Annotated in this window: 19 protein-coding genes and 2 pseudogenes; 5 read left to right on the top strand and 16 right to left on the bottom strand. The window is 63.0% G+C overall.

What is annotated here, in order from left to right:
• Position 1: 1 nt before the first annotated feature.
• Positions 2-2,035, bottom strand: coding sequence for a TonB-dependent receptor (locus tag L6Q67_RS14750; protein WP_166300457.1), 2,034 nt, complete (start codon positions 2,033-2,035; stop codon positions 2-4).
• Positions 2,036-2,146: 111 nt separating this feature from the next.
• Between L6Q67_RS14750 and L6Q67_RS14745 the strand changes: the two genes are divergently transcribed.
• The gene (locus L6Q67_RS14745) at positions 2,147-3,055 is read left to right on the top strand and encodes an AraC family transcriptional regulator (RefSeq protein WP_296570820.1); all 909 of its coding nucleotides are present in this window, start codon (positions 2,147-2,149) and stop codon (positions 3,053-3,055) included.
• A 113-nt stretch (positions 3,056-3,168) separates the two neighbouring features.
• Here the strand turns inward: L6Q67_RS14745 and L6Q67_RS14740 are convergent, their stop codons facing one another.
• From L6Q67_RS14740 to L6Q67_RS14695, 10 genes are all read right to left on the bottom strand, one after another.
• A complete protein-coding gene (locus L6Q67_RS14740) occupies positions 3,169-3,684 on the bottom strand; it encodes a hypothetical protein (protein ID WP_166300455.1) in 516 nt (171 codons plus the stop codon).
• A gap of 29 nt (positions 3,685-3,713) precedes the next feature.
• A complete protein-coding gene (locus L6Q67_RS14735) occupies positions 3,714-4,193 on the bottom strand; it encodes a pseudoazurin (RefSeq protein ID WP_166300453.1) in 480 nt (159 codons plus the stop codon).
• 38 nt (positions 4,194-4,231) lie between these two features.
• Positions 4,232-4,678, bottom strand: a complete 447-nt coding sequence (gene fur, locus L6Q67_RS14730) for a ferric iron uptake transcriptional regulator (RefSeq protein ID WP_166300451.1) — start codon at positions 4,676-4,678, stop codon at positions 4,232-4,234.
• A 249-nt stretch (positions 4,679-4,927) separates the two neighbouring features.
• Positions 4,928-5,341: a biopolymer transporter ExbD gene (locus L6Q67_RS14725; protein WP_166300449.1), complete on the bottom strand. Its 414-nt coding sequence runs from the start codon at positions 5,339-5,341 to the stop codon at positions 4,928-4,930.
• Between the two features lie 11 nt (positions 5,342-5,352).
• The gene (locus L6Q67_RS14720) at positions 5,353-6,090 is read right to left on the bottom strand and encodes a MotA/TolQ/ExbB proton channel family protein (RefSeq protein WP_166300447.1); all 738 of its coding nucleotides are present in this window, start codon (positions 6,088-6,090) and stop codon (positions 5,353-5,355) included.
• A gap of 49 nt (positions 6,091-6,139) precedes the next feature.
• Entirely contained in the window at positions 6,140-6,964 is an 825-nt protein-coding gene (locus L6Q67_RS14715) for an energy transducer TonB (RefSeq protein ID WP_296570803.1), read from the bottom strand.
• Between the two features lie 4 nt (positions 6,965-6,968).
• Entirely contained in the window at positions 6,969-8,942 is a 1,974-nt protein-coding gene (locus L6Q67_RS14710) for a DUF5916 domain-containing protein (RefSeq protein WP_166311827.1), read from the bottom strand.
• 310 nt (positions 8,943-9,252) lie between these two features.
• Positions 9,253-10,614 (bottom strand): PepSY domain-containing protein, encoded by a 1,362-nt coding sequence (locus tag L6Q67_RS14705; protein WP_166300445.1) that lies wholly within the window; start codon positions 10,612-10,614, stop codon positions 9,253-9,255.
• Positions 10,611-12,272, bottom strand: a complete 1,662-nt coding sequence (locus L6Q67_RS14700) for a cyclic peptide export ABC transporter (RefSeq protein ID WP_166300442.1) — start codon at positions 12,270-12,272, stop codon at positions 10,611-10,613. The genes L6Q67_RS14705 and L6Q67_RS14700 overlap by 4 nt, the downstream gene beginning before the upstream one ends.
• A complete protein-coding gene (locus tag L6Q67_RS14695) occupies positions 12,265-12,489 on the bottom strand; it encodes a hypothetical protein (protein ID WP_296570784.1) in 225 nt (74 codons plus the stop codon). Before L6Q67_RS14695 ends, L6Q67_RS14700 begins: the two co-directional genes overlap by 8 nt.
• Here L6Q67_RS14695 and fhuF point away from each other — a divergent pair.
• Complete coding sequence (fhuF, locus tag L6Q67_RS14690; protein WP_166300440.1) at positions 12,489-13,271, top strand: siderophore-iron reductase FhuF; 783 nt, start codon at positions 12,489-12,491, stop codon at positions 13,269-13,271. The two genes, L6Q67_RS14695 and fhuF, sit on opposite strands and share 1 nt — an antisense overlap.
• Positions 13,272-13,562: 291 nt before the next feature.
• Here fhuF and L6Q67_RS14685 read toward each other — a convergent pair whose 3' ends face one another.
• The 3 genes from L6Q67_RS14685 to L6Q67_RS14675 are packed head-to-tail and all read right to left on the bottom strand — an operon-like array spanning position 13,563 to position 17,991.
• Positions 13,563-16,064: a penicillin acylase family protein gene (locus L6Q67_RS14685; protein WP_240939347.1), complete on the bottom strand. Its 2,502-nt coding sequence runs from the start codon at positions 16,062-16,064 to the stop codon at positions 13,563-13,565.
• Positions 16,052-17,098 (bottom strand): histone deacetylase family protein, encoded by a 1,047-nt coding sequence (locus L6Q67_RS14680; protein WP_166300438.1) that lies wholly within the window; start codon positions 17,096-17,098, stop codon positions 16,052-16,054. The genes L6Q67_RS14685 and L6Q67_RS14680 overlap by 13 nt, the downstream gene beginning before the upstream one ends.
• Positions 17,095-17,991, bottom strand: a complete 897-nt coding sequence (locus L6Q67_RS14675) for a N(5)-hydroxyornithine transformylase PvdF (RefSeq protein ID WP_296570775.1) — start codon at positions 17,989-17,991, stop codon at positions 17,095-17,097. Before L6Q67_RS14675 ends, L6Q67_RS14680 begins: the two co-directional genes overlap by 4 nt.
• 281 nt (positions 17,992-18,272) lie before the next feature.
• On the opposite strand from L6Q67_RS14675, the gene L6Q67_RS14670 reads away from it, so the two are divergent.
• The 3 genes and pseudogenes from L6Q67_RS14670 to L6Q67_RS14660 form a co-directional block, all read left to right on the top strand.
• Complete coding sequence (locus L6Q67_RS14670) at positions 18,273-19,562, top strand: lysine N(6)-hydroxylase/L-ornithine N(5)-oxygenase family protein (RefSeq protein WP_166300436.1); 1,290 nt, start codon at positions 18,273-18,275, stop codon at positions 19,560-19,562.
• A gap of 57 nt (positions 19,563-19,619) precedes the next feature.
• A complete protein-coding gene (locus L6Q67_RS14665) occupies positions 19,620-21,812 on the top strand; it encodes a TonB-dependent siderophore receptor (protein WP_166300434.1) in 2,193 nt (730 codons plus the stop codon).
• A gap of 325 nt (positions 21,813-22,137) precedes the next feature.
• A pseudogene (locus tag L6Q67_RS14660) lies at positions 22,138-22,341 on the top strand (transposase); the annotation flags it as partial.
• On the opposite strand, the pseudogene L6Q67_RS14655 reads toward L6Q67_RS14660, so the two are convergent.
• Positions 22,294-22,410: pseudogene (locus tag L6Q67_RS14655) on the bottom strand (IS3 family transposase); the annotation flags it as partial. The pseudogenes L6Q67_RS14660 and L6Q67_RS14655 sit on opposite strands and share 48 nt — an antisense overlap.
• A gap of 145 nt (positions 22,411-22,555) precedes the next feature.
• Positions 22,556-23,878, bottom strand: a 1,323-nt coding sequence (locus tag L6Q67_RS14650; protein ID WP_296570770.1) for an alpha/beta fold hydrolase, incomplete at its 5' end; no start/stop codon positions are given.

The following is a 23,878-nucleotide window of genomic DNA, read 5'->3' as shown; positions in this document are numbered from 1 at the left end:
ATCAAAGACGGAAGGTCAGGCGCAGCCCGGCTTCGCGGGGTGGGCTGTAGATCGTGATCGTGCTCGCGGGGAACCCGATCACGTCGTAGTGCTTGTCGGCAGCGTTGTTGACGTAGGCCGTCAGTTCGGTGCGGGTCCACGCATAGCCGGCCGACAGGTTGATGACGGCATACCCCGACCGCTTGTTGGCCGCCGTGTTGGCCGCGTCGACGTAGACCTTGCCGGCGCCGGCGGCCTGGGCCTGCGCAAACCAGCCCGAGGGCGCGTCGTAGCGCACGCCGAGATGGCCGTTGATGTCGGGCGCAAAGGGGTTGCGCTTGCCGGCGTGGTCGTTGGCGCCGTCGCGAAACTCTCGGAAGCGCGTGTGGTTGAGCCCCAGCCCCATCTGCGCCTGCCAGCCGCTGCCGACCAGCCAGCGCAATTCGGCCTCGGCGCCGGTCGAGCGGGCCGAGGCGGCGTTGGTCATGAACACCTGCCCGGCCACCGAGCCCATCTGCTGCACCTGCATGTCGTCGATGTCCATGCGGTAGACGGCCGCGCTGTAGCGCAGGCGCCGGTTCAAGAGGTGGCCCTTGGCGCCCAGTTCGAAGGCACGCACCTTCTCAGGCTCATAGCGGCGATGGGTTTCCGGCGCGAAGGCATTGAATCCCCCCGCACGAAACCCGTCGGACACGCTGGCGTAGAGTTGCGCCGCAGGCTGCCACTGGTATTGCAGCGCGAGCTTGGGGCTGGCATGCGTCCAGCTCCGCGTCTGCTCGCTGCCGCCGGCCAGTGCAAAGCGCATCTCGTCGCGCTCGACGCGCAGGCCGGCCTGGATGGACCACAGCGCCAACCCCAGCGCCGTCAGCGGCACGTCCCAGTGGGTGAAGACGGCAGTGGAGTCCCCCTTCTGCGTCGACCGCGTGCGCGCCAGTGCGAACGGCGTCTTCTGCTCGAAGTTCAAGGCGTTGTCTTCGCGGTCGAGGTAGACGCCGGCGAGCCAGCGCGCCTCACCGGCCTTGCCCTCCAGGCGCAGCTCCTGCGACACGGTCTTGAAGTGGTAATCGCGCCCCAGGTGCAGGAGATCGGCCGGCTGGAAGTCGGTGTCCTGAAGAATGCGGTCGAAGTACTCGTTGTGTGCCGTGATCGAGCGCAAGCGCAGGTCGTCGGCCAGCTCATGGGAGACATCCAGCGACGCCGAACGGGCCTGGGATCGGTTCCAGCTCTCGGTTCCGGAGCGCACCCTCTCTCGTGCACCGCCCGTCGGCCCCCACAGCGAACCACCGTCGTCGTACTCACGTTGGTTCAGCCGCAGCGTGGCATCGGTCCGGGCGCTCGGCGTCCAGCGCAAGGCCACGCGGCCGCCCTTGCGCTCGCGGTCATCCTCCTTGCGGCCAGAGTAGGTGTTGTCGATGAAACCGTCCTGCCGAGCGAATTCGCCGGCCACGCCCAGGAAGAGCGTGTTGTCCACCAGGGCCCGGCTCGCATCGAAGCGCAGGGCCTGCTTGTTGCGGCTGCCCAGGTCGAGCGAGACGGCGGCATGCGGTTCATTGCCCGGTCGACGGGTGACGATGTTCACCACACCGGCCTCGGCATTGCGTCCATAGAGCGTCGACTGAGGGCCGCGCAGCACCTCCACGCGTTCTACTCCCAGCAAGGCGTCGTCGAAGCCCAGCCCGCGCAGCGTCGCCACGCCATCCACCACCAGCGCGGTCGATGACGAAAACGAGGTGACGTTGGCCGACAGCCCGCGCATCACCGGCGGCTGTGCGCCCGACTGCCCCATGGTCTGGAACGCAAAACCCGGGGTGATCGCCGCCACGCCCTCCAGACCGCGCACACCGTCGGCTTCGAGCTGCTCACCGTCGAAGACGGACACGCTGGCGGGCACACGCTCGAGCGTTTGAGACTGCTTGTTCACCGTAACGGTGACAGCCGGCAGCACGTGCTCCCGTTCCTGCTCCCGCTGCGGCTCAGGTGCCTGCTGCGCCGTCGCCGACAGGGCTGTCACCATCAGCGGCAGCAGCCCGCTTGCCCGCAAGTAGAGGGTGGGCATGAGTCGTTCTCCTTGAGTATCAGACGACTTCCATGCTAAGAAGCAATGAGAATTGTTCTCATGTAATTTCGATGGCAATCGGGAGGGTTTCGTATGCAAACGGGAGCGAGGTTGGGCACGAAGGTTGAAGAGGCGCGCGCCGTGGGGACGACAGGCCGCCTTCCCATCTCAGGCAACGGCTGCTGGATCGACCGCGCCACACTCGACGATGGGCTGACGGTGGTTCGCTCGCACTACCAACCGACGCGGGACCTCGCCGAGGCATCCACCCAGAACGAGGCAGGGCCGACACTGGTGATCACGTACGGCTTGTCGGGCGAGTCCGGCTTCGTGGCCGAGGATGGCGCCAGCCTGCGCTTTGGCGCCGGACGCACCACCCTCGCGGCCTTTGCTCACACGCGCGGCGAGCGGCACTTTCGGGCGGAGACGGCGGTTCGCCAGCTCAGGCTGGTGCTCAACGGCAACGCGCTCTCGCGCTACCTCGGCGAGGCGGCCATGACGCACTTGGCCAGTCGCAAGGGAATTCGTCTGCTGGGTGAGCACCCGACGACGGCCTGGTGCCGCACTCTGCTCCATCCGCTGCTGTCGCCCGAAGCGGCAACGCCCGTGGATCGGCACATCGCCGCCCTGACCCTGGCGGCCGAACACCTGCGCCCACTCATGCCAGCATCGGTGCCGAGCACCTCATCCCTGCGCCTGAGCGCAGCCGACGTGGAAAAACTCTCCCGAGCCCGCGATCTGATGCACACCCAGATGGATCGCGCGCTGACGATTCCGTACCTCAGCGTCACCGTCGGGCTCAACGAGTGCAAATTCAAGCAGGGGTTTCGTGAGCTCTACGGCGCCACGCCGCACCAGTTCCTGTTTGAACTGCGCATGCGGCGAGCACGAACGCTGCTGCAGTCCGGCTGTCAGGTAGCGCAGGCCGCCTACGCGGTCGGTTACAGGCACCCGGCCAGCTTCAGTGCGGCCTTTGCGCGCTACTTCGGGCAGGTGCCCAAGTCGGTGAGCCCGGGTTGACATCCCCGAGCGGGAGGACCCTCCCCAGCACAACGCGAAGAAGCCTCGTCAAGATCATGCCAAAGTCATGCACATGTCTTGATTCCTTTCATAGCGGGTGGACTGGATCAGGGTCAATGCAGAACACGTGGAACTTCGGTCGTTTCGGCTTCGCCGCCATGATCGCGTTCAGCCCGAGTTGCGCTGATGGCTTGGCCGTGCTGGCGCAGCAGTTGGGCAATCTCCCTGCGCTCACCATGAGCCGACTGAAACTGCGCCAGCGCGAGAAGCGAGCGGTGCATGTGGCGCGATGCGGCCTGGCGCAGCCCGGGATGCGCCTGCGCGTCGTTGATGACCGCCAGCAGGCTGCCGTGCGCATGACACAGGGTCGCCGAGGCTTCGGGCAGCCAGCCGGCACGGGCCTGCGTGTCGGCGAGATTGAAATGGCTCACCATGGCAGCGGCCAGTGCATCGTCGGGAGTCGGCCACTGGTTGAAGTGCGCGAGCGCGAAGACCCGCGCCGCCTCGCAAACGGCGAGTGCCCGCAACAACTCGCCGCGGCGGAACAGATCCTTGCTCTGGCGGGCGAGCTCCTCCCAAATCTGTACCGGCCCAGGATGGGGTTGGGGAGCAAATTCCGGAGAACTCACGGGTTGCCTCAACGATCACCAGGCCGGGATCACTTGGCCTGGGCCAACGCCTTGTCAAAGCGGTCCTTGCCCATGGCAAAGGTCGCCTGCTCCTTCGCCGCTGCGGCCTTGGCATCGGCCAGATTGACCGGCTTACCAGCCTGGATCACACCGACCATACCCATCATCTTGTGTGGCTGGCAGGCGTAGAGGTAGACGCCCTCCTTCTCGATCTTGACCTTGAACTCCTTGTCCGGGTCACTCTTCCAGCCGGTCGCGCCCGCCGGCACCAGCAGCGAAGCGCTGTTATGAGCCGCCTTCTCGGTCGGAGTGAAGATGACCGTGTCACCCACCGCCACCTTGACGAAGGCGGGTTCAAACACCATGGCCCCATCCTTGCCGGAGCTGAGCATTTTCACGGTGTGGTCCGAGGCTTGCGCCGACGACATGGCCGCCAGCAACAGAAGCGCGCCCAGGAAAGTGCTCGGGCGATGGGCAACAGAAGAGCGGTGGGAAACAGCAAGAAACATGGCAAAGCTCCTTCACGGGCAAATGGAATTCAATCGCTTCATCGGTCCGGCTGGTGCATGCCGGCGCAATCCGGGCAGTAGCCGTAGAGAACCAGCCTGTGACGGCTGAGCTTGTACGCATGGGTCGCAGCCACATCCAGCAGCAGCCCCTCTATCGCTTCGTTGCGAAACTCGTCCACCCGACCGCACCCGAGGCAGACCAAGTGATCGTGGTCGCCGCCCTCGTTGACTTCGTAGAGTGTCTTGCCCGACTCGAAAACGTTGCGGGACAACAGGCCGGCCGACTCGAGTTGTGACACCACCCGATACACGGTGCCCAACCCCACGTCGCTCCCTTGCTGGACCAGCCGCCGAAAGACATCTTCAACGGACAGATGACGTTCGCTACCAGTGCGGAAGATCTCCATAACGAGGCGACGCGGCAGGGTTACCTTCAGGCCGACACTTTTCAGATCCTGGTTGTCCGTCCCCTCAATGGTCCTCATACACAGATACCGATTTGTTGAATACGATCTCGCTCCACAGGCCTTCGCGACCATCGCTCATGGCAGCCCACCACTCTGTCAACCAGGACGTCCAATCCGTGAGTTTGTTTAGCTCGAGCGGTCTTTCCACTCAACTCTCTTTGGAACCCCGTCCGCACCCAATTTGCACAGATCAGGTCGGCAAGAACCCGGTGGGGGCAGAAGCCAGCTATCACTGCATGCCCGGTAAGCACCGCGGCAATACCTTGCTCAGCCCCCCGGCTCGGTGACGAAGCCCAGCTTCAACACCCCGGCCTTCTGCACAGCCGCCATCACCTTCACGACGCGCTCGTAGTCCACCTTGCGATCGCCGCGAATGAAGATTTCAGGCTGAGGCTGCTGCGTGGCGGCCGCTTCAAGGCGTGAGGTCAGTTGCGCCTCATTGATGGTGTCGTCGTTCCAGTGCAGCGCTCCGTCGGCGGTGACTGAGACATTCACGCTCTCGGGTTTGACAAGGTTGGGAGTATTGTCCGCACGCGGCAGATCCAGCTTCACCGAATGCGTGAGCACCGGCACCGTGATGATGAAGATAATGAGCAGCACCAGCATCACGTCCACCAGCGGCGTCATGTTGATCTCGCTGACCATGTCGTCGCTGCTGTCGAGTCCGCTTCCAAAGGCCATGGCGGTACTCCTCAAGCCTGGGCCAGGGCGCGTGCGGGCACGGCCTTGCCGTTGCCGGCCCCATTGCCGCGCGCCACCGGTGCGCCGGTCAGAAAGTAGGCGTGCAGTTGCCGAGCGAATCGGTTGAGCCTGCCCAGCATGCCCTTGTTGACCCGCATCAGCGCGTTGTAGCCCAGCACGGCGGGGATGGCGACGGCCAGACCAAAGGCCGTCATGATCAGCGCCTCGCCCACCGGGCCGGCCACCTTGTCGATGCTGGCCTGTCCTGCCACGCCGATGCCCACCAGCGCATGGTAGATGCCCCACACGGTGCCAAACAGGCCGACAAAGGGCGCGGTGGCCCCTACCGAAGCCAGCACCGACAGGCCACTTTGCAGGCGCTCGGCGCTCTCGTCGATGGCACCACGCAGGCTCTCGGTCAGCCATTCGGCCAGACTGATTTGACCGTGCAGGTCTTCCCGATTGCTGGCGTGGTGGTCGATGGCGGCCTTGCCCTCTTCGGCCAGGTGGCGAAACGGATTGCCCTCCGCATCACCACCGAGCATGTGCAGCCCCTCGCCGAAGCTGTGCGCATGCCAGAAGTCGGCCGAGGCGCGGGCCGAACGGCGCAACTTCACCACACGCCAGACGCGCGTGACGATGATGAACCATGAGGCGATCGACATCAGCAGCAGCAAAACAGCCACGGTACGGATCACCGGATCGCCGCCGCTCCACAGCGCGGCAATGCCATATGGGTTGTTGGTCATGGAGTGAGTCCTTTCTTGGGGAACAGGGAATGCATTTCGGATGCCGCGCCTACGAATCCAACTGGAAATCGAGCGGCTGCACGTACCAGTACGGAATGGGCTCATCGCCCCGCTTGGCGGGGACGTAGCGCCAGCGGCGGATCGCCTCCAGCGCCGCATCGTCCAGCCGCGGGAAGCCGCTGCTGCGTTTGAGCTTGATCTGACCAACGCTGCCGTTAGGCAGGATGTACACATCGAACAGCACGCGGCCCTCTTCGTGCAGGCGGCGCGACTGCGCCGGGTATGCCGGGGCGGGGTTGTTGAGCATGGCCGCGTCCGCGCGTGGTGGCGTGACGGGCGCGGCGGGTTGTTTGGCCTCAGGAGCGGCGGCAGGTGGCGCCGCCTGCGCAACAGCCGCAGTTGCCGCCTGCGGCTGGGCGGCTGGCTCGGGCGGCGATGCCGCCACAGCACGTTCCGAGGGTGGGGCTTTCGGGGGCAGCGGCGTCGGCCGTCGGCGCGGCACTGGCGTGGGCCGAGGCTGCTGCGCCATCGGTAGCGGCTTGGGCTCGACCGTCGCGGCAGGCGCCGATACCAGCACCCCCACTACCGCTGGCGGCGTGGTCAGCACCGGGCTGCGGTTCAGCGTGGTCGTCAACCACCACAGCGCGGCCAGATGTGCGGTACAGATCAGGACGAGTGGCGCGCCGTGTTCCCAGGCCAGGCGATGCCAATGTTCAGCGTGGAATGATGGGGAGGATCGCGTCACACGGGCGCCCTTTCGTTCGGTCTTGTCTTTGATGATGGGTTCGAGTTCGATGTCGGACGCAGGGCGAACGCCGCAGGGCCCCTCAGCCACAGGGGAGAGATTTCGCAGAAAGAGTGGTGCCATGCTCATCCCCTCAACGCTCCAGGTTCCACACCAGCTTGAGCATGGCGCGGGTCTGGTTGGGAAGCAGATCGCGTTGCGCTCCCGTGTAGCCCAGACGGTCGAGTGAGAAAATGAGCTCCCGATCGGATGCCAGCAACCAGCGCAGGCGCGCGCTGACACCCACTTCGTTCGACACGTTGTCCCACTGCAGCAGCAGGCTCTGCGCCAGGCGCGTGTTGGGCGTGTGATCGAGTCGCAAGGTGGCCGTACGAACGGTGAAGCTGCCCGCCGGCAGGCGAATCGCGTTCCTGGCCAGGCCGGCCCGCCAGCCCCAGTACGGACTGGGTTTCCAGGCCAGTTGCAGGACCTGGTCGTCACGGTGGCCGTCGTAGTACCCGCCGCTGCGCAACTCCGCATGTGCCGAAACCGGGCGGGACGCCGAAGTCTCAAGGTAGCCGAACAGGTAGTGCCAGCCGTAGCTGCCGGGCTGCACGGTGACACCGGGCACCGGGGTGTAGGCAGAGGCCAGTTGGTCGCCCTCAAAGAACACTTCGACCATCGCCGTATCGCCCGCCGCATTGATGTAACCCAGCTCGGGATTCAACAGCCACGAGTGCTCGCTGCCGTCTTGCTTGCGCCGAAAACTCCAGTCGAGTTCGGGGATGATGCTCTCGCCCCTGCGCGTGCGATGCCACCACCCCAATTCGCCCTGCCCTCGCGTCACGCCGGCTTCGGCGAGGTAGCCGAGGGCCGGATTGAAGCGTGCATCGATGTGCTGCACTTCGGCATTGCCGGTGAGACCCACGTTGGGATACTTCACGCTGGCGCCCCAGGAGCGGCCGTTGCCCAACCCGGCATTGCTCGATTCCAGCATCCAGGCATGCGTCTCCAGGGTCTTGCCCCCCTCCCCGCCCGGCGGCGCCCAGTTGGTGTCCCGGAACTGGTAGTCCACACCCCACAGGCTGCTGCCTGAGGTACCTTCAGGGTTGCCGCGGGTGGCCATCAGTCCTACGCGGCTGCGGCTGTCCAGCGGACGCGCGACGCGCAACACCGCCACTTCGGCGGCGCGTTGATTGGGCTCGCCGGGCTCCGTCGGCCCTCCCGCCACGCGTGCGCCGAACAGGCCAAAGTCAGTCCCGGCGAGCTGGCCCGAGAACTTGAGACCGGCATCCAGGCTGCGCCTTCGCCCGGTCGCGTCCAGCCCGACCCGGCGCGAGTAGTACGGGATGACGGCGCTCTCCACCAATCCACCGAAGGTGAAACGCCCCGCGTCTTGCAAAAAAAACTCGCGTTTCTCGGGGCGAAAGAGTTCGAAGCGCGTGAGGTTGACGGTGCGCTCATCTGCTTCGGCTTCACCGAAATCGATGTTCAACGCGGCAGTCGTGCGCAGCCCCGAGGGACTCTCGTGAAACACTTCCAGGCCGGGCTCCAGGCGCTGCCGCGCCCGGCCGGTACCCGACGCGGCGGCCGACTCGCTGGTGGCGCGCAAGGATGTCTTCAGGCGCAGCCCCCATCCGTCCTGGTCCTCGGCAACGACAGCCGGCATGGGCAGGGCGTCGCCCAGGGAGTACACCTCCTTGTCGGGCTGGATGCCGGCCAGCCGCACACGCTCGCTGCCCCGCGGCATCCAGCGCTCGGCATTGACGCGCCAGTTGCGCACCTCGTCCCCGCTGACTCGGCGCCCGCGCCCGAACACCGACAGGGGGATCGTGATGTCGGCACTCCAACCATCGGCCTCGATGCGCGCCTCGCTGCGCCACAGCGCATCCCAGTCGAAACGCATCTGGCCGCCGTCGAAGATCAGGGCGTCGAACTGGGCACCGTTGGCATTGACGGCGAAGAGGTAGCCGTTGCGGCCGTCCCCATCGGGGTCGAACACCAGCGTTACCTGGTCTTCGGTGAGCATGCCCTCCACGTCCCGGCGCATCTGCTGCGCCACGATGGCAGAGGGCTCGGGGTCGTAGGCATGCACGTGGATGTGCAAAGCCTTGCCGTCGTGAGCCATGCGCAATTCGGTTCGGCGAGTGGGGGCACCCCCAGACACGGGAGCCACCTGGACGAAGCCGCCGATCGGTGCCGCATCAGCCAGTGATGACACTGGATCGCCAGCGGGCGTCGTCGCAGGCAGACGCACGGCAGCGGCCAAACGTGTCGGCGCTGGAGGAACGGAATCCTGCGATGCCATCACCGAAGATACGGTCAATACAACGGCGAAGGCTGCTGCCCGGCGGACAAGGCCAGACCTGCGCCCACCCGTGGGCGCATGGTGCCGAAAGCCGGCCGGGCAATGCGTGCCGAATGGTCTGCCCATGAGGTCACGCAGCCCTGTCCTGCGTGGCTGCCTTCTTGGGCAACCCTGCACCGTCGGCGGGCCGATCCGCCAGATCCCGAGCCGCCAGACGCGCACGCCCCTGGCGCTTCTTCCACCAGATGATCACACCGGTAACCGACAGCATGGCCACCACCAGACCCATGGTGCAGATAAACAGCTTCATCGGCAGACCGGCCACGACGCCGCCCACCGCCGCCATGTGCAGGCTGGTCAGCCAGGTTCGGATGGTGTCGCCGCTGGCCACGCCGGTCGGCAGCCATAGGCTTTTCAGGGCGCCGGTGTCGGCATCGAACACCACGCTGGAGCCACCCCAACGATGACTGACGTCGCGGCTGCTGATCACGTTGTAGCGATAGAGGCCACTGCGCGGATCGTGCATCAGCGCATCCTCGCGCTGGATGGTGAAGCCCTGCACCCGGGCCTGCTCGGCCATCAGCCGGCGGCCCAGTTCGCGCGCTTTGTGCCAGCCGATGGCGGGATCGATCTTCGGCGCGGGCAGCGCTTGCAAGGTGCCACCGTCGGGCTGGTGCCTGAAGACGGCTCTCATCACCGGGTCGTACACCTCGGAGAGGTTGAAGGCCACGCTGCTCCAGGCCAGCACGAACAGCATGGCCCACATCCACAGGCCGCCCGCGCGATGCAGATCGAAATTGACCTTGTAGCTGCCACCCGTCCAGCGAACTCTCCACGAAGGCCACCAGCGCGTCAGCCAGGGCTTGCCGCCGGTCTTTGCCGCGGAGTTCGATTTGGGCCCCTTGCGCACCGGAGCCGGAAAGGTGAGGTACGCACCGACGAAACAATCCAGCGTCCACAGCAGCGCGATGACACCAAAGGCATAGCTGCCCACCACACCCAGTGCGAGTTGGTAGTGCAGCCGGTAGATGAAGGGCATCAGGTTCTTAAAGCCCTGGGAGATGTCGCCCCAGTTGCGCTCGCCCAGCACGCGGCCGGTATACGGATCTACGAAGACCTGGTTGTTGGGCAGATCGGGCGCGATGCCCGTGGCCGGGTCCGGCAGCGCGAACACGCGCAGCACCAGCGCGTGCCCCGGTTCAACCGCCAGCGGGGCATAGGCCACCAATGCCTGCGGATAGGCTGCCTGCACCCTCTCCCGCAACACCAGCGGATCCATGGGCGCGGCATCGGGTGCCGGTGGCATCACGCGAAACAGTTGCGGGCTGATGGCCGCTTCCAACTCCTCGTTCCAGGCCAGCAGCGCCCCCGTCAGCCCGGCGACCAGCAGAAAACCCGCCATGACCAGCCCAACCCAGCGGTGCACCAGCACGAGCAAAGGACGATCGATGCCCCAACGCAGACGAGCGACTCCAATCCGCCCAATCGTCATGACACGGCGGTCAGATTCGCAGCCGGTGACTTCTGCAGTGTGCGTTCGGCAGGCGTCTCGATGGCCACGACCTGTCCGTTCTCCATGCGGATCAGGCGATCGGCCAGATGGAAATAGCGGTCGTCGTGCGAGATCACCAATACCGCCTTGCCCTTGATCTTCAGCTCAGGCAGCAGCTCCCGGTAGAACACATCCTTGAACACCGGATCCTGGTCCGCGGCCCATTCGTCGAACACCAGGAAGGGCCGATCTTCGAGATAGGCGACCACCAGGGCCAGCCGCTTGCGTTGCCCCTGGGACAAGGCCCGCGTCGTGAAGGCCCCGTTGCGCACCTGCACCTTGTGCTGCAGGTGGAGCTTCTCCAGCAAGGCGTTGCCTTGCGCATCCAGTTCGGCCGATGCAGCATCAAGCATTTGCTCGAACAGGTGGAAGTCCGAAAAGATTGCCGAGAAGCTCTGGCGGTAGCGATCGCGGTTTGCGTCGCCGACCGGCTCGCCGTTGATCAGGATGGCGCCCTGCTCCGGCCGGTACAGGCCCACCAGCAGCTTGGCCAGCGAGGTCTTGCCGCTGCCGTTACCCCCCACCAGATAAGTGATTTGCCCGGGTGAGAAGGTCAGATCGACGGGCCCCAGGGTGAACAGATCGTCCACACCTTCATGGTAGTAACGGTGACTGACCCCCTGCAGCACGGCGCTCTCCAAGCCAGATGGAGTCTCGGACGCGGCATCGCGCTCGGTGTGCTCCAGCTGCTGCGTAATTTCATCGATGCGGGCACCGGAAACCTTGGCCAGATTGGCGCGCGGCAACGCGATCAGCAGGTTCTCCAGCGGCGCCACCATGTACACAAAGACCAGCGCGAAGCCGGTCATGATGCGCCCCCGCTCGGGCACGTCGCCCACGAGCACGAACAGCACCAGCCCGATGAAGCCGTAGATCAGGAAGTTGCCCCAGGCGGAGGACACCAGGAACACCGACATGCCGAACGCGCGTTCTCGCCGCACCGTCTCGATCGAGCCACCCAGCACATCATCAGAGAATCGACGGCGCTTCGCAGCATGCAGACGCAGTTCCTTGGCCCCCTCCATCAGCGAGCGGAAGTGGTCGAACAGGCGATCCTGCTCCTTGGATGCCACGTCCAGGTGGCGGATCGCCCGCAGGTGCGCCAAGTGGTAACCCAGCGAGCCCAGCCCGATGACCAGCACAGCCGCGAGGAAGATCTGCCAGGAGAGCCACGCCATGTAGACCAGGCATCCCGACACGATGATGGCGTTGACCAGGATCGTCGGGAAGCTCACGAAGAACTCGGCCACCTGCGTGCTGTGCTCCGACAGGGCCGACTGCACCTTCGGGCCGCCGATCTCCTCCAGCCGGCGAAAGTCTGCCGCGATCACCCGCGCGGAAATGAAGCGCCGCAGGTCGGCATGGGCACGCTGGTTCAAGCGCTCAAACAGCACCGACGCCACCATCTGGCTCAACATCGCTGCCACCGCGAAGGCCGCAAAACGCCACGCCAACATCATGTGCTCCGCCGAAGACGTCGCCGTCAAGGCCGCGTTGATCTGCGTGAGGAGCAGCACGCTGCATGCACCGCTGGTAACACTGGCCAACGCCGCGGCGATCAGCAGCTTGCGCGACTGTTGAATCAGATAGCTAAGCAAACCGGTTCACCTTGAGAAGAAATGGAAGGGCGGCGGAAACAGCTCGCGTAACCGCGCGTTCTGGAGCCAACAACACGAAGACGAGCAGCATGCTCATTTGTTTAGCTGAACATCCACCCGGCCAGAACGTCATGGGTGCATGAGACATCTCTATCAGATCCATCCCCAAGTTGCCTTTCGCGAACGAAGGAACAGCACCAATCCGGGGGAAGCCCATTGATTCTCCTGCTCGCGCCTCTGTTCCAGGGTGAATGGGCCGCCCATGGCGAGACGCTCGCCTTGGCTTCCCATTGGCCGTCCGAGGGAGTCCCCATCTCCCGCTTGGTGAGCCACGACTCGCTGCTTGGCGATGCGATTCGGCGCTACGCGACCCACCTCGGCGTCACAGGCAATGACCTGCGCGCTGCGGCCTCCGCCTGGAGCCTGGACTACCTGTGGGCCTTGCTGCCACCGACCGCCGCCGCGGCAAGCGTGCTGCAACACCGATTTCCGATGCACGCGGACGACGTTGCGTTGAGCCTGAACGATATCGGCACCCCCGTCCGTTTTCACATCAGGCATGAAGGCCACGCGATGCCCGGCACCCCGGCAACTACCCGCTATGCCCCGCTGCTGGAGGAGCACCTCGACCCGCTCTTCAAGGCCATCGGCCGGCAGACTCGCCTTGCGCAGAAGATTCTCTGGGGCAACGCGGCACGCTACCTGGAGGTCATTCTCGAGCAGGCGCTGGCACTGACCAACAACGCCGATCACATCGCCGCGGACCGGGAAACATTGCTGCAACAGCCGACACATCCCGATGGCCGTCCCAATCCCCTTTACGGCCGGAAGCGCACGGCGGTGCATGTCGAGGATGGGGCAGCCAGCACCATCACCCTGCACCGTCAGTGCTGCCTGTTCTACCGTGTGCCTGGTCAGGACTACTGTGGCGCCTGCCCGCTGGCACCGGCGCACCGCGCAGACGGTCGATACCTTGGTCCGACGGGACAGCCAGATTGAAATTATCCACCCCGGTCATCGCGCCCGGATGATGACCCGTGCGATCAACCGTGGTGGTCACTGTAGAGCGCATGAACCTGTTGGTGAATGGCCAGATCGACGGCCGACACGAGGCTTCCGATGGAGGAGGGCAAATGAAAGGCGTCGCTGCAACGGCGAATCCGCGGGAGAAAGGCCCAACCAGACCCTACCCCCACCGCAGAACCGCCACCGTGCCAGCAATGCGACACGGCGCAGCCCGGCTCATCGGATTCAACTCCGCTCCATTTTTCTCTGCAAGCGCGCCTTCTATCAGCGCTGCAGTACGGTGCGTTTCAACCCTGGATCGCGCCTGATCTCGTCCTCACGGAACGGGAAGCGCAGCCAAGCCTTGCGGGCATACCGGGCAACCGGGGCCGCACCTTGACCGCCGACCACTGCGGCTTCGTCCTGGCCGTGTGCAAGCAGCGTGTGGGCCTCCACTCCGAAAGAACCGAAGCGCACCACCTGAAGGTAGCTGTTCGCCAAGGAGTCCGGCCCCATTCGGTTGCCACCGTCATCATCGCAGGCCACGGTGAAATAGCCCGCCGAATGACATCCGCCATAGATCGGATAGCGATGCCCGCCGCTTGCCACGAAGCGACGGTTACCCAACGCCTCATCCAACGGCCAGCCTTTGGCACCAAACTCCAGCACGGTCACAGCCAAAGCCTTGGTCGCCCGTCCGTCGCCCACCTGCAGCTTGCGAGGCGAATCCAAGGGTGCGTCGCCGGAAAACGCGACCCCGTAGAGGTCGTCGGCCGGAATCTGCTCCAGGCGAGCCCAGAGCGCCTCCCAAAGCAAGGCACCACGGTCGTCAGCATTGGCCTTGTTCGACCAGCGGCGCAGGACTGTGCAAGCCCGTCCGATGTCGACCTTGCGCACCGCTGACGAAACCTTCACCAGCCCATCCAGCCCCGCTGCCTTCAGCGCGGCGGCATCCAGTTGGACCAACCGCTGAGCACAAGCCTGGGCGAGTACCTCATCCTTGAACAGTTCGGCCGAATAGGCCCGTGGCGTCAGCACGTCCCTCATCGCGCGGCGACTCAGGGCTTCGGCCGATGCGGCCTGCCACTGGAGCAGATCAAGCGCCATGTGGTGCCCCAATCTACCCCGCAGCCCCAACGGCTGGCGCTCGCCACCCAACAGTGAAGGAAACCCTTCCAACGGCTGGCGGACACTGCTGAGCCAGTAACTGTCGTTCATGTTCGCCACATAGTCTTCGCGCAGCAGCCAGGGCAATGCAGCAACCGGCATGGCACCCGGCTGCACCGCGGACAAATCGGCCCGCCAATCGCAGGCCGAGCGACTGCCGTCGAGGACGGGAGTGAGCGGATCCACATTCGCGAAGCCCGTTGCCAGCGGCGTCATGCACGCCTTGCGCAGATCGTCCGGGGCATTGGGCACCGCTCCGACATCGCCGTACCAGACCCGCCCGTCCCCTTGGCCAATGGCCACCGTATTAACCCATGGCACGGCCGCCTCGCGGCGCTGGATCGCGATGAAGTCATCCAGCGACTTCGCCTGATTCCAGTAGAAGAAATTGCGGAAGATGCGAAAGTTCTCCGCATTCACATCCCGAATGACCAATGCGTGGGCCGAGCCCCAGCCGAAGGCGGCGTTGTGGTCACCAAGATCCACCATCGGTCCGAAACGGGTTCGATAGAAGGTGCGTGTCAAGCGGCGCACGCGCCCATCATCCCCACGCACGTCAACGCCAACCTCGTACGCCATCATTTCCTCGGTCTTTCCATCGACCCGATAACGCGTCGGATCGGCTTCATCCAGCGCCACATCGAACAGCCCGAAACGGCGTGCTTCCGAGACCGTATGACTCCAGGCCACATGATCGTTGAAACCGATCATGACCACCGGCACACCCAGAAAGGCGACACCCGCCACATCGACCTTGCCGGGGATCGTCAGGTGCATCTGGTAGAAGCGATCCGGCCCGCCCCAATACCAATGAGGATTGCCAAACAACACTGCTCCGTCACCCCCCGTGGCCTCGCGGCCGAAAGCGAGGACGTTGCTGCCAATGCCGGGCTGCGTGCCTATCCTTTGGGCGAGCCGAGCGCGCAGCGCTGTATCGCCCCCCTTCCCCGTTTCAGCCACTGCTGCGGACTTCGTGGGCTTGGCGTTGGCCATCTCGGTCACGAACTTGGCATAGCCCGCGGCAATCTGGGCCGCATACATGCGCCGATGAATGTCGTCCGCCGTGATGTCCCGAACCCAAGCTTGCTTCAGGCATGACCGACCGACGGCCCGAGCACGGCCGTTGCGAGCATCCGCAAGATAGCGGTTGTAACCCGCAGCAAATCCGTCGATGAGTTCATTCAGCTCGGGCGGATGCTGCTCCCGGTAACGGGCCAACACGACGTCATCAGCGAAGGCGCGGAAGAAGAAATCCAGATCGACATTCTTCGGCCTTCCGAAGGTGGAGTCCCGCGCCGGCCTGCCATCGGCCCCGAAGAACCAGGCGCGCCTCCCCTCGTAGGTGACGAACGCTTCGGCCAAGGTACACAGCGCGTCCTGCGCCTGGACATAGCCAACGCCGATCCCGAGCTCACGCCAACTGCCCGCCCGCAGATGCGGAATGCCATCCGTGGTGCGCCGAATTTCGACACCTGTCACAACCGACTGCTCCAACGGCACGCGCTCCTTCGCATGCGAGCCCCCCGCCAACAGCAGCAGCCCGCCACAAAGCATCAACGCCCAAGCGCGCCATGCAAGCGCGCCTCGCCCCACTCCCGACAACCCGCTCAAGAAGAACACGCTTCAAACCCTTCCAGTACGTTCACCACATTGACTCCGATCTCCTCTACCGCGTAGCCGCCTTCCAGCACAAACACCGTGGGCAGCCCGGCGCGGGCGATGTCCTCGCCGACCCGGAGGTAGTCGTCACTGCGCAATCGGAACCCGGAGATCGGGTCGGCCTCGAAGGTATCGACCCCCAGCGACACCACCAGGGCATCGGCGCGGAAGTCGCCGATGGCGCGCAGCGCATCCGCCAGCGCCGCACGCCAGACTGGGAGCTCGGTTCCTCGCGGCAACGGAATATTCAAATTGAAGCCACATCCGGCCCCCACCCCCGCCTCGTCGGCATAGCCGAGATAAAACGGGTACTCGGTTCGCGGATCGCCGTGAATGCTCGCGAAAAAGACATCGGCACGCTCGTAGAAGAGGCTCTGCGTGCCGTTGCCGTGGTGGTAGTCGACGTCCAGCACCGCCACCCGCTCCGCACCGCCGTCGCGCAGCGCCTGCGCCGCGATGGCGGCGTTGTTCAAGAAGCAGTAGCCCCCGAAGAAGTCATGGCCGGCATGATGGCCTGGCGGACGCGTCAGCGCGAAGGCCGACTTTGCGCCTGAGCGGATGCATTCGACGGCAGACAGCGCACACGCCGCACCACCACGCGCAGCACACCAAGTACCGCTGGTGAGCGGCGTACCCACATCGAATGAGAACAGACCCATGCGTGCCGCAAAGTTCTCGGGCAGGACGTCGCTGCGATGTTGCCGCACCGGCCAAACCGAAGGCAGCGCATCACGATTCCCGTGCGCCGGATCCAGGGCAACCCACTCGTCCCAGGCGCCGCGAAGGAAATCGACGTAGCGCGGCGCATGAACCCGGTACAACGCAGAATCGCCGCAAGGCAACGGCGCCTCGATGGCACCCAGTCGACGCCGCTGCAGTTCGTCTAGAACGCGCTCGGCTCGCGCCAAGACCTCGAAGCACGGCACCAGCTCGCCACGGAACATCTCCAGCTTGCCTTGGTGATGAACGTGATCGGCATTGAAGAACGTGATCATGCCGGCTCGTTCCCAACCACGTCAGACAGCCCGGCCATGTGCGCCAGCCCCTGCCGCAGCGCCGGGAACAGGCTGTTGTTGAAATTGTTCCAGCGCAATTCCAGGATGGTGTCCCGCGGATCGATCCGGGTATTGAGCACGTCGACGATCACCTCGCCGGAATCGATACCGTTATCGACGTAGTGAAACGATGCCCCGGTCATGTCCACCACCGGCACTGGCTTCACCTCCATCGTCTGCCAGTTCACCACCTTTTTCCCCTTTGCCCCATGCAGCGCATCGAGGGTTGCATAGGCACCCCGGCGCTCGTAAGGCGACTCGATCCGGGTGATGCCGGGGTGGATGTTGACGATCTTGCGGTCGAACGGCGCGCCCGGACGCACCAGTTCATCGAGGATCACCAGCAATCCGTCCAGCACCACGAGTTCCGCGCCCAGCGTCAGCAACTTGTCCAGTAGGCGAGCCTCGAAAGCGCTCTTGCCCGCAACACGCTCAGCCGCGTCCAGGGGCAGCCGGCGGTATGTCGAAGGGATGGCACACAGCAGATCGTTCACCCGCCGCCCACCCACCTCGAGCGCCGGCGGATAGAACCACTGCCTGCCAGGTTGATACGAAAAGCCGTAGTCCTTGACTGCCACCCCGTCCCGAGCCGACTCCTCGTCGTCGTCAAACACGACCGCCTCCAGGGAGTAGGCATCCCCCAGCCCCGTCCCATTCAAGGCTTCGACCAGGTCCTCGAGCGGCGACTTCATGTAACGCCGCTCCCCCTTGTACTCGATGTACTGCCCAGCCTTGTCGGCCGCCGCATTCCTCAACGACCAAATGTAAACAAGCTTCGTCTTTGCCATCTGCGCCCAATCGCCAAAAAAGTTGAAGGAAGAAATGACCCGCATGCCCGCACCCGAGCGCCCCGACGCGACGGCAACGCAGCAGCACTTCCGTGCCCGATCACGAAGGAGGGCGCTCAACCCTCCAGACAGATCGACACATCACGCATGCAAGACGAACAACCAGCTCGATTGTTTAAGAACCACCCCCCGAAGAAAGCACTCAGGCTGGTCGACTAAACAAACGCCGGGGCACCCCGTCTAGGTATCTGTAATCCGGCCGGACATGTGGTCGGCAACTTGGCGCACCCATGTGGTGCCAACCCAACCTGACAAAGGAGTGCGGCATGCTCATTCATGACTTCATCGGCATCGGCTTCGGTCCATCCAACATCGCGCTTGCCATCGCCCTGGACGAGAAGCGGCAGACCGGCGCCCACAACATCAGCTCACTGTTCATCGAACGGCAAGCCGCCTTCACCTGGCACCCGAACATGGTGCTTGATCACGCACACATGCAGATCTCCTTCCTCAAGGATCTCGCCACGCTGCGCAACCCGACCAGCCGCTTCACCTTCGTCAACTACCTGCACGAAAAGCAGCGTCTGCAGGACTTCATCAACCTGAAAACCTTCTTCCCCAGCCGCCACGAGTTCAGTGACTACTTCGCTTGGGCTGCGGCCCAGTTCGAGGATCGTTGCGTCTATGGCGAGGACGTAGTGGAGGTGTTGCCGGAGAAGCGCGGCGGCGAAGTCGCCCTGCTGCGCGTGCGCTCACGCGACCAGGCCGGCGAAGTGCATGAGCGCCTGGCCCGCAACCTCGTCGTGAGCGTTGGCGGCACCGTTCATGTGCCCGAGTGCTTCCGTCCCTTCAAGGACGATCCGCGAGTCTTTCATTCCCACAACTACCTGCGCAGCATCGCAGCCAATCCCGATGCCCAGAAGATCGCCATCATCGGCGCCGGCCAGAGCGCTGCCGAGATTTTCATGGATCTCCACGGCCGGCCCAACACTCCCCAGGTCGACCTCGTCATGCGCGCCCGGGCGATCAAGCCGTCCGACGACAGTCCCTTCGTCAACGAGATCTTCAACGTCGATTTCGTCGACCACATGTTCAGCCGCACCCCGGCCGAGCGCGTTGAACTGCTGCGCGAGTTTCGCCATACGAACTACGCCTGCCCGGATCTGGAATTGATCCAGCAGATCTTCAAGGTGTTCTACGAACAGAAGGTCAAGGCAGAGACACGCCACCAATTCCTGCGCCGACATGAGGTTAGGGATGTCCGTGCCACCAACGACGGCGTGCACCTGACGCTGCATGACCTGAACAGCGAACGAACCAGCACCACCCGCTATGACGCAGTAGTACTGGCGACAGGCTACGAGCGCGAGTACCACAAGACCGTGCTCACCTCCCTGGCTCCGCATCTCGGCAGCTTCGAAATCGACCGTCACTATCGTCTCCAGACCGCTCCCGATTTCCACCCGGCGATCTTCGTGCAGGGCGCCAGCGAACCAACACACGGCCTGAGTGACACGCTGCTGTCAGTGACTGCGGTGCGTACGGGCGAGATCGGTGAAGCCTTGTTTTCAACGACACAGTCTCCCAAGCAACGAATGGCAGTTAGCGCCCTCTGATTGGGCCTGCTCTTGCCTCCTCCCCAGCACTTTATCCTCCAACCAAGCTAACTAGCCATGCTCAATCTCAGCAATCTGTATGAAAGAGAGGTGCCTGTCGCACAACTCACCCCAATCGCGCGCGCGCTCCAAGCGGGCCTTCTCGGGTTATTTGTCACCAGCATTGCCTGCGCTGCCGAGTCCGCGGATACTCAAAATGAACCTCTGGAAGCCACATTACCGGTAGTGTCTGTTAAGGCAAGAGCTGATCAGGAAACGGCGACAGGACCGGTGCAAGGCTATGTAGCGAAGCGTAGTTCCACCGCAACAAAAACCGACACTTCGATCCTTGAAACGCCGCAGTCAGTTTCGGTGATCACTAGGGAGGAGCTTGACGCGCGCGGAGCAACATCGGTCATCGAAGCCATCCGCTATGTGCCTGGTGTTCTTGCGGAAACCTACGGTCGCGATGATCGAGGCTTTGAGTGGTTCACCATCCGTGGCTTTGAGAACATCTACTCTGCCAGCTATCTAGATGGCTTGCGCCAGCCGGGAAGTGGTTACACAAGCCAGCAGAACGAACCCTATGGGTTGGAGCGGATTGAAGTTCTTCGCGGTCCGTCATCGGTTATGTACGGCCAGGGCGATGCTGGTGGCGTAGTGGCGCGCGTAAGTAAGCGCCCCGATGCAGCCCCCAACAATGAAGTACGGGTTCAAATCGGCAACTTCGGCCGACGAGAGTTGGCAACTGACGTAGGGGGCCTCCTCTCAGAGGACGGAAGTTTGATGTATAGACTGATTGCACTCGGCCGTGACAATCAACCACAAAACGACTATCCAAACTATGACGATAAACGTACGAAGCGCGTCTACTTGGCTCCGTCAATTACCTGGCGTCAGTCTGATGACACTTCATTGACTCTGCTTTCTGATTTTCTGGATATCCGCGCGGGGACAAATGCGACCGAGTATCTAGGACCGGGCCAACAGCGCTCCGGAGTGCTAACCGGTGAGCCGGCTTTTGATCGACACAACCAACGGCAATGGAGTCTTGGGTATCAGTTTGAGCATCGACTCAACGCCACATGGACGTTCCGTCAAAACATGCGCACGGCGTCGAACAATGTCGACACCCGGTTCGTATGGGGCTGGGGCGTCGAAAGCGCAGACACCCTGGGAAACATGACGCGCGATGCCTACGGCCACTATGAGTCGATGCGTCACACGGCCATTGACAATCAGCTGATGGGACGGTTCCAGCTTGGCGGTATTGAGCATACAACGCTATTGGGCCTAGACTGGATTCGAATCAATTACAAAGCCAAGGCCACAATTGGCGCGGCGCCGGGATTGAATGTTCTATCCCCACTCTATGGTCTCGCCGTATCCGAACCGCAAACAGCGTATTCCGACTCACAAGACGTTCAGCGGCAAACCGGCGTGTATATCCAAGACCAGATGAAGTTGGGACAGCATTGGCGCCTGAACGCGGGTTTACGTCATGACTCAGTCCAAACCCGCAGCAGTGACCACCTAACTGGCACCAGCACTTCGGTTAATGACTCAGCGGTCACAGGACGCCTGGGAATAAGCTATCTCACGAGCTCCGGATGGGCGCCGTATGCAAGCTACACTGAATCGTTCCTGCCTCAGACCGGTGCGGATTTTTCGGGCAAACGCTTCGATCCTTCCCGCGGGAAGCAGTATGAAGTGGGTGTGAAATACCAACCTAATCAGGGCAATGGTCTGATCTCTGCCTCGCTATTCAACCTGAGTAAAACGAACGTACAAACAACCGACCCGGATCATGTGGGCTACGCGGTTCAGACTGGCGAGATCCTGTCACGCGGCTTGGAAGTGGAAGTCAAGCAGGAGATAACCCGAGGATTAAACGTTTCCGCGCAATATACCTTGAGCAAAACTGAGGTCACACGCAGCAACGATATAGATCTTGGGAAACGTCCCGTCAATGTACCCCAACAGATGGCTTCGGCTTGGCTGGACTACCGTGTTCAGGGTGGAGATCTACGCGGGCTCGGCTTCGGTATGGGAGTACGCCACGTCGGCAAGCGTTACGCTGACAGTGAGAACCTCGTGACCATTCCGTCGCATACGCTGATGGACGTGGCGATCCGCTACGATGCGAAGCAATGGTCTACCGTGTTGAACATAAACAACGCACTTAATAAAGATTATGTTGGATCCTTCGCCTATGGCTACTATCCGGGGGTCAGACGAACGGTCAACCTGAGTACGACATATCGCTTCTGATATTTGTCGTGGCGCGCCATGCGGCAATTCCAACTTAGAGGTGGCCCCGTTTGCTTGGACTGGAAATCCCCTCGGTTAAGTGGAGCCCTGCGGCGTAGCGTTATCCACGGCGCCGCCGCCCGCTCTGTAGTCGGCCTTGCAAAACTGCCACAACCCCGATGAACACTGATCAAACCTGGCAACTGGGGATGGTCAGAACTCCCAGGTTTGTGTGGCTCAAGGAGGCCGCCAGCCGCCTGGCCCTCAGCACCGAGCCTTCATAATCCGCCGTCCTTGCCTGGGGGAGCTTGGGGTGGCCACAGACGGGGGAGTTTGCACTGGCCATCGGGGTGCTGAACCGCAGGCAGCCGCCGAGGCGCTGCGGCGCATCGGCGCGCTGTACAAGATCGAGCAAGAGATCCGCAGCAAGGCGCTCACAGGTCAAGCCAAGCGGCAGCACCGCTTGACCCACAGCAAGCCTCATGTAGACAGCTTCTTCGCAGGCTGCCCAGACTTGGTCGGGCCGATCGATCGTCAGCTCGCGCAGCAGGTACGAATGGATCTGCTCGCCGGCTTTCTTGCGACTGGTGTTGGGCTTGCGGTTGAGCGCTTCAATGCCCCTGCTCCCCAGGGACATCCCCTGCAGCTTCATCGCCGCCAGCGCCATGCGCTCTTCGGCTTGCATCTGTTGGAATTTTCTAGTCATCGTTACACCTTACCAGAGGGGCAAGGTGTTGCACTCCAGATTTGAGACCGCCCGGTTTTTAAGACAGTAACTGTACTAGAGCCATCGAAAGCGCGTCATCATTCATCATTTCCGAATGTGCGGACACCAGTTCTGTCGATGCTGCGGGTTGCCCCAGTTGCGCATACAGCGCCAGTCGATGGCTTTCTGGACGATTCGAATCCCACCAACAATGGGGAGCAACAAAAGTCGGGGGCAGCGCGTCAATAGACCGAGCCAGTTCTCGGAGATATCTTGCTACGCAAAAACCTCGCGCCAGCAAGTCTGGCCCAACGCCTGCTATGCCCATCTCCAACTTAGGTAGTGCAATCGCGTCCGGCGCTTTCTCATCTGCAACCAACTCTCTCAAAATGCCAGCGACAGTCTCCTCAGCGCTGTTCTCGGCACGCATTATTAACTCATCAAATCGATTCATATACGAATTCGGTAGCACTGTTTCAACAAACTCTCGTAACGACTCCTTCCAGTTCTCCTCCTGAGCTTCATCTGTTCCTGGAATGAGTGGATCAACAAGACTCAGCATTGCGACGTGCTCGCACTGAGTCTCCAATTGGTTTGCAACCAACGACGCCAACGCTCCTCCAAGCGACCAACCAAGCAGGTAGTAAGGGCCTTTGGGCTGGATATGCCGAATGGACTGTGCGTAGTCTGCGGCCATGGTTACAAGAGATTCGTCATGGTGATCATGATTTAGAATCCTTCGGCACGAGACTCCGAAAACCGTACGGACCTGATCCAAATGCCGTGCAAGCGGCAAATATGGAAATGAGGTACCTTCTCCCGCATGGAGACAGAACAGCGGAGATCTGGTCCAACACAGGCTATTAAGGCGAGCAAAGTGCTCTGCGTTGTGGCGTACCGTCTCTCGATTCTTCAGCATCCCTGCCAGAGTAGGTCGAGCCATCACATCTCGTAAAGTTAGGCTAGCTCCTTTGGCTGCGGCAACAAGTCTGAGCGCGCGAAGAGAGTCCCCGCCCAACTCGAAGAAGTTGTCGTGCCGGCCCACGCGCTCCACACCCAGCACCTCCGACCAGATCCTGGCCAGCGCCTCTTCCACCTCACCCTGCGGCGCTTCGTACTCCTGCCCGCTCTCGAACCCCGGCTCCGGCAGCGCCTTCCTGTCCACCTTGCCGTTGGCATTGAGCGGCAAGCTCTCCACCGCCACGATCACACTGGGCACCATGTAGTCCGGCAACGCCCGGCCCAGCCGCTCGCGCAGCTCGCTCACCTCAATCACCTTCCCGGCCTGCGCCGACACGTAACCCACCAGCCGCGCTCCGCCCGGACCTTCCTTGGCCACCACCACCGCTTCCCTCACCTCGGGCTGCGACAGCAACTGCGC

It is taken from the genome of Zoogloea sp., from assembly GCF_023150065.1.
In the GTDB taxonomy this organism is placed as follows: Bacteria; Pseudomonadota; Gammaproteobacteria; order Burkholderiales; family Rhodocyclaceae; genus Zoogloea.
This window is presented reverse-complemented; position numbering and strand designations above follow the sequence as displayed.

Coding starts and splice junctions, on each gene's coding strand:
- L6Q67_RS14750 (WP_166300457.1), bottom strand. CDS start 2,035: ATGCCCACCCTCTACTTGCGGGCAAGCGGGCTGCTGCCGCTGATGGTG.
- L6Q67_RS14735 (WP_166300453.1), bottom strand. CDS start 4,193: ATGTTTCTTGCTGTTTCCCACCGCTCTTCTGTTGCCCATCGCCCGAGC.
- fur (WP_166300451.1), bottom strand. CDS start 4,678: ATGAGGACCATTGAGGGGACGGACAACCAGGATCTGAAAAGTGTCGGC.
- L6Q67_RS14725 (WP_166300449.1), bottom strand. CDS start 5,341: ATGGCCTTTGGAAGCGGACTCGACAGCAGCGACGACATGGTCAGCGAG.
- L6Q67_RS14720 (WP_166300447.1), bottom strand. CDS start 6,090: ATGACCAACAACCCATATGGCATTGCCGCGCTGTGGAGCGGCGGCGAT.
- L6Q67_RS14715 (WP_296570803.1), bottom strand. CDS start 6,964: ATGAGCATGGCACCACTCTTTCTGCGAAATCTCTCCCCTGTGGCTGAG.
- L6Q67_RS14710 (WP_166311827.1), bottom strand. CDS start 8,942: ATGGCTCACGACGGCAAGGCTTTGCACATCCACGTGCATGCCTACGAC.
- L6Q67_RS14705 (WP_166300445.1), bottom strand. CDS start 10,614: ATGACGATTGGGCGGATTGGAGTCGCTCGTCTGCGTTGGGGCATCGAT.
- L6Q67_RS14695 (WP_296570784.1), bottom strand. CDS start 12,489: ATGGGCTTCCCCCGGATTGGTGCTGTTCCTTCGTTCGCGAAAGGCAAC.
- L6Q67_RS14680 (WP_166300438.1), bottom strand. CDS start 17,098: ATGATCACGTTCTTCAATGCCGATCACGTTCATCACCAAGGCAAGCTG.
- L6Q67_RS14675 (WP_296570775.1), bottom strand. CDS start 17,991: ATGCGGGTCATTTCTTCCTTCAACTTTTTTGGCGATTGGGCGCAGATG.
- L6Q67_RS14670 (WP_166300436.1), top strand. CDS start 18,273: ATGCTCATTCATGACTTCATCGGCATCGGCTTCGGTCCATCCAACATC.
- L6Q67_RS14665 (WP_166300434.1), top strand. CDS start 19,620: ATGCTCAATCTCAGCAATCTGTATGAAAGAGAGGTGCCTGTCGCACAA.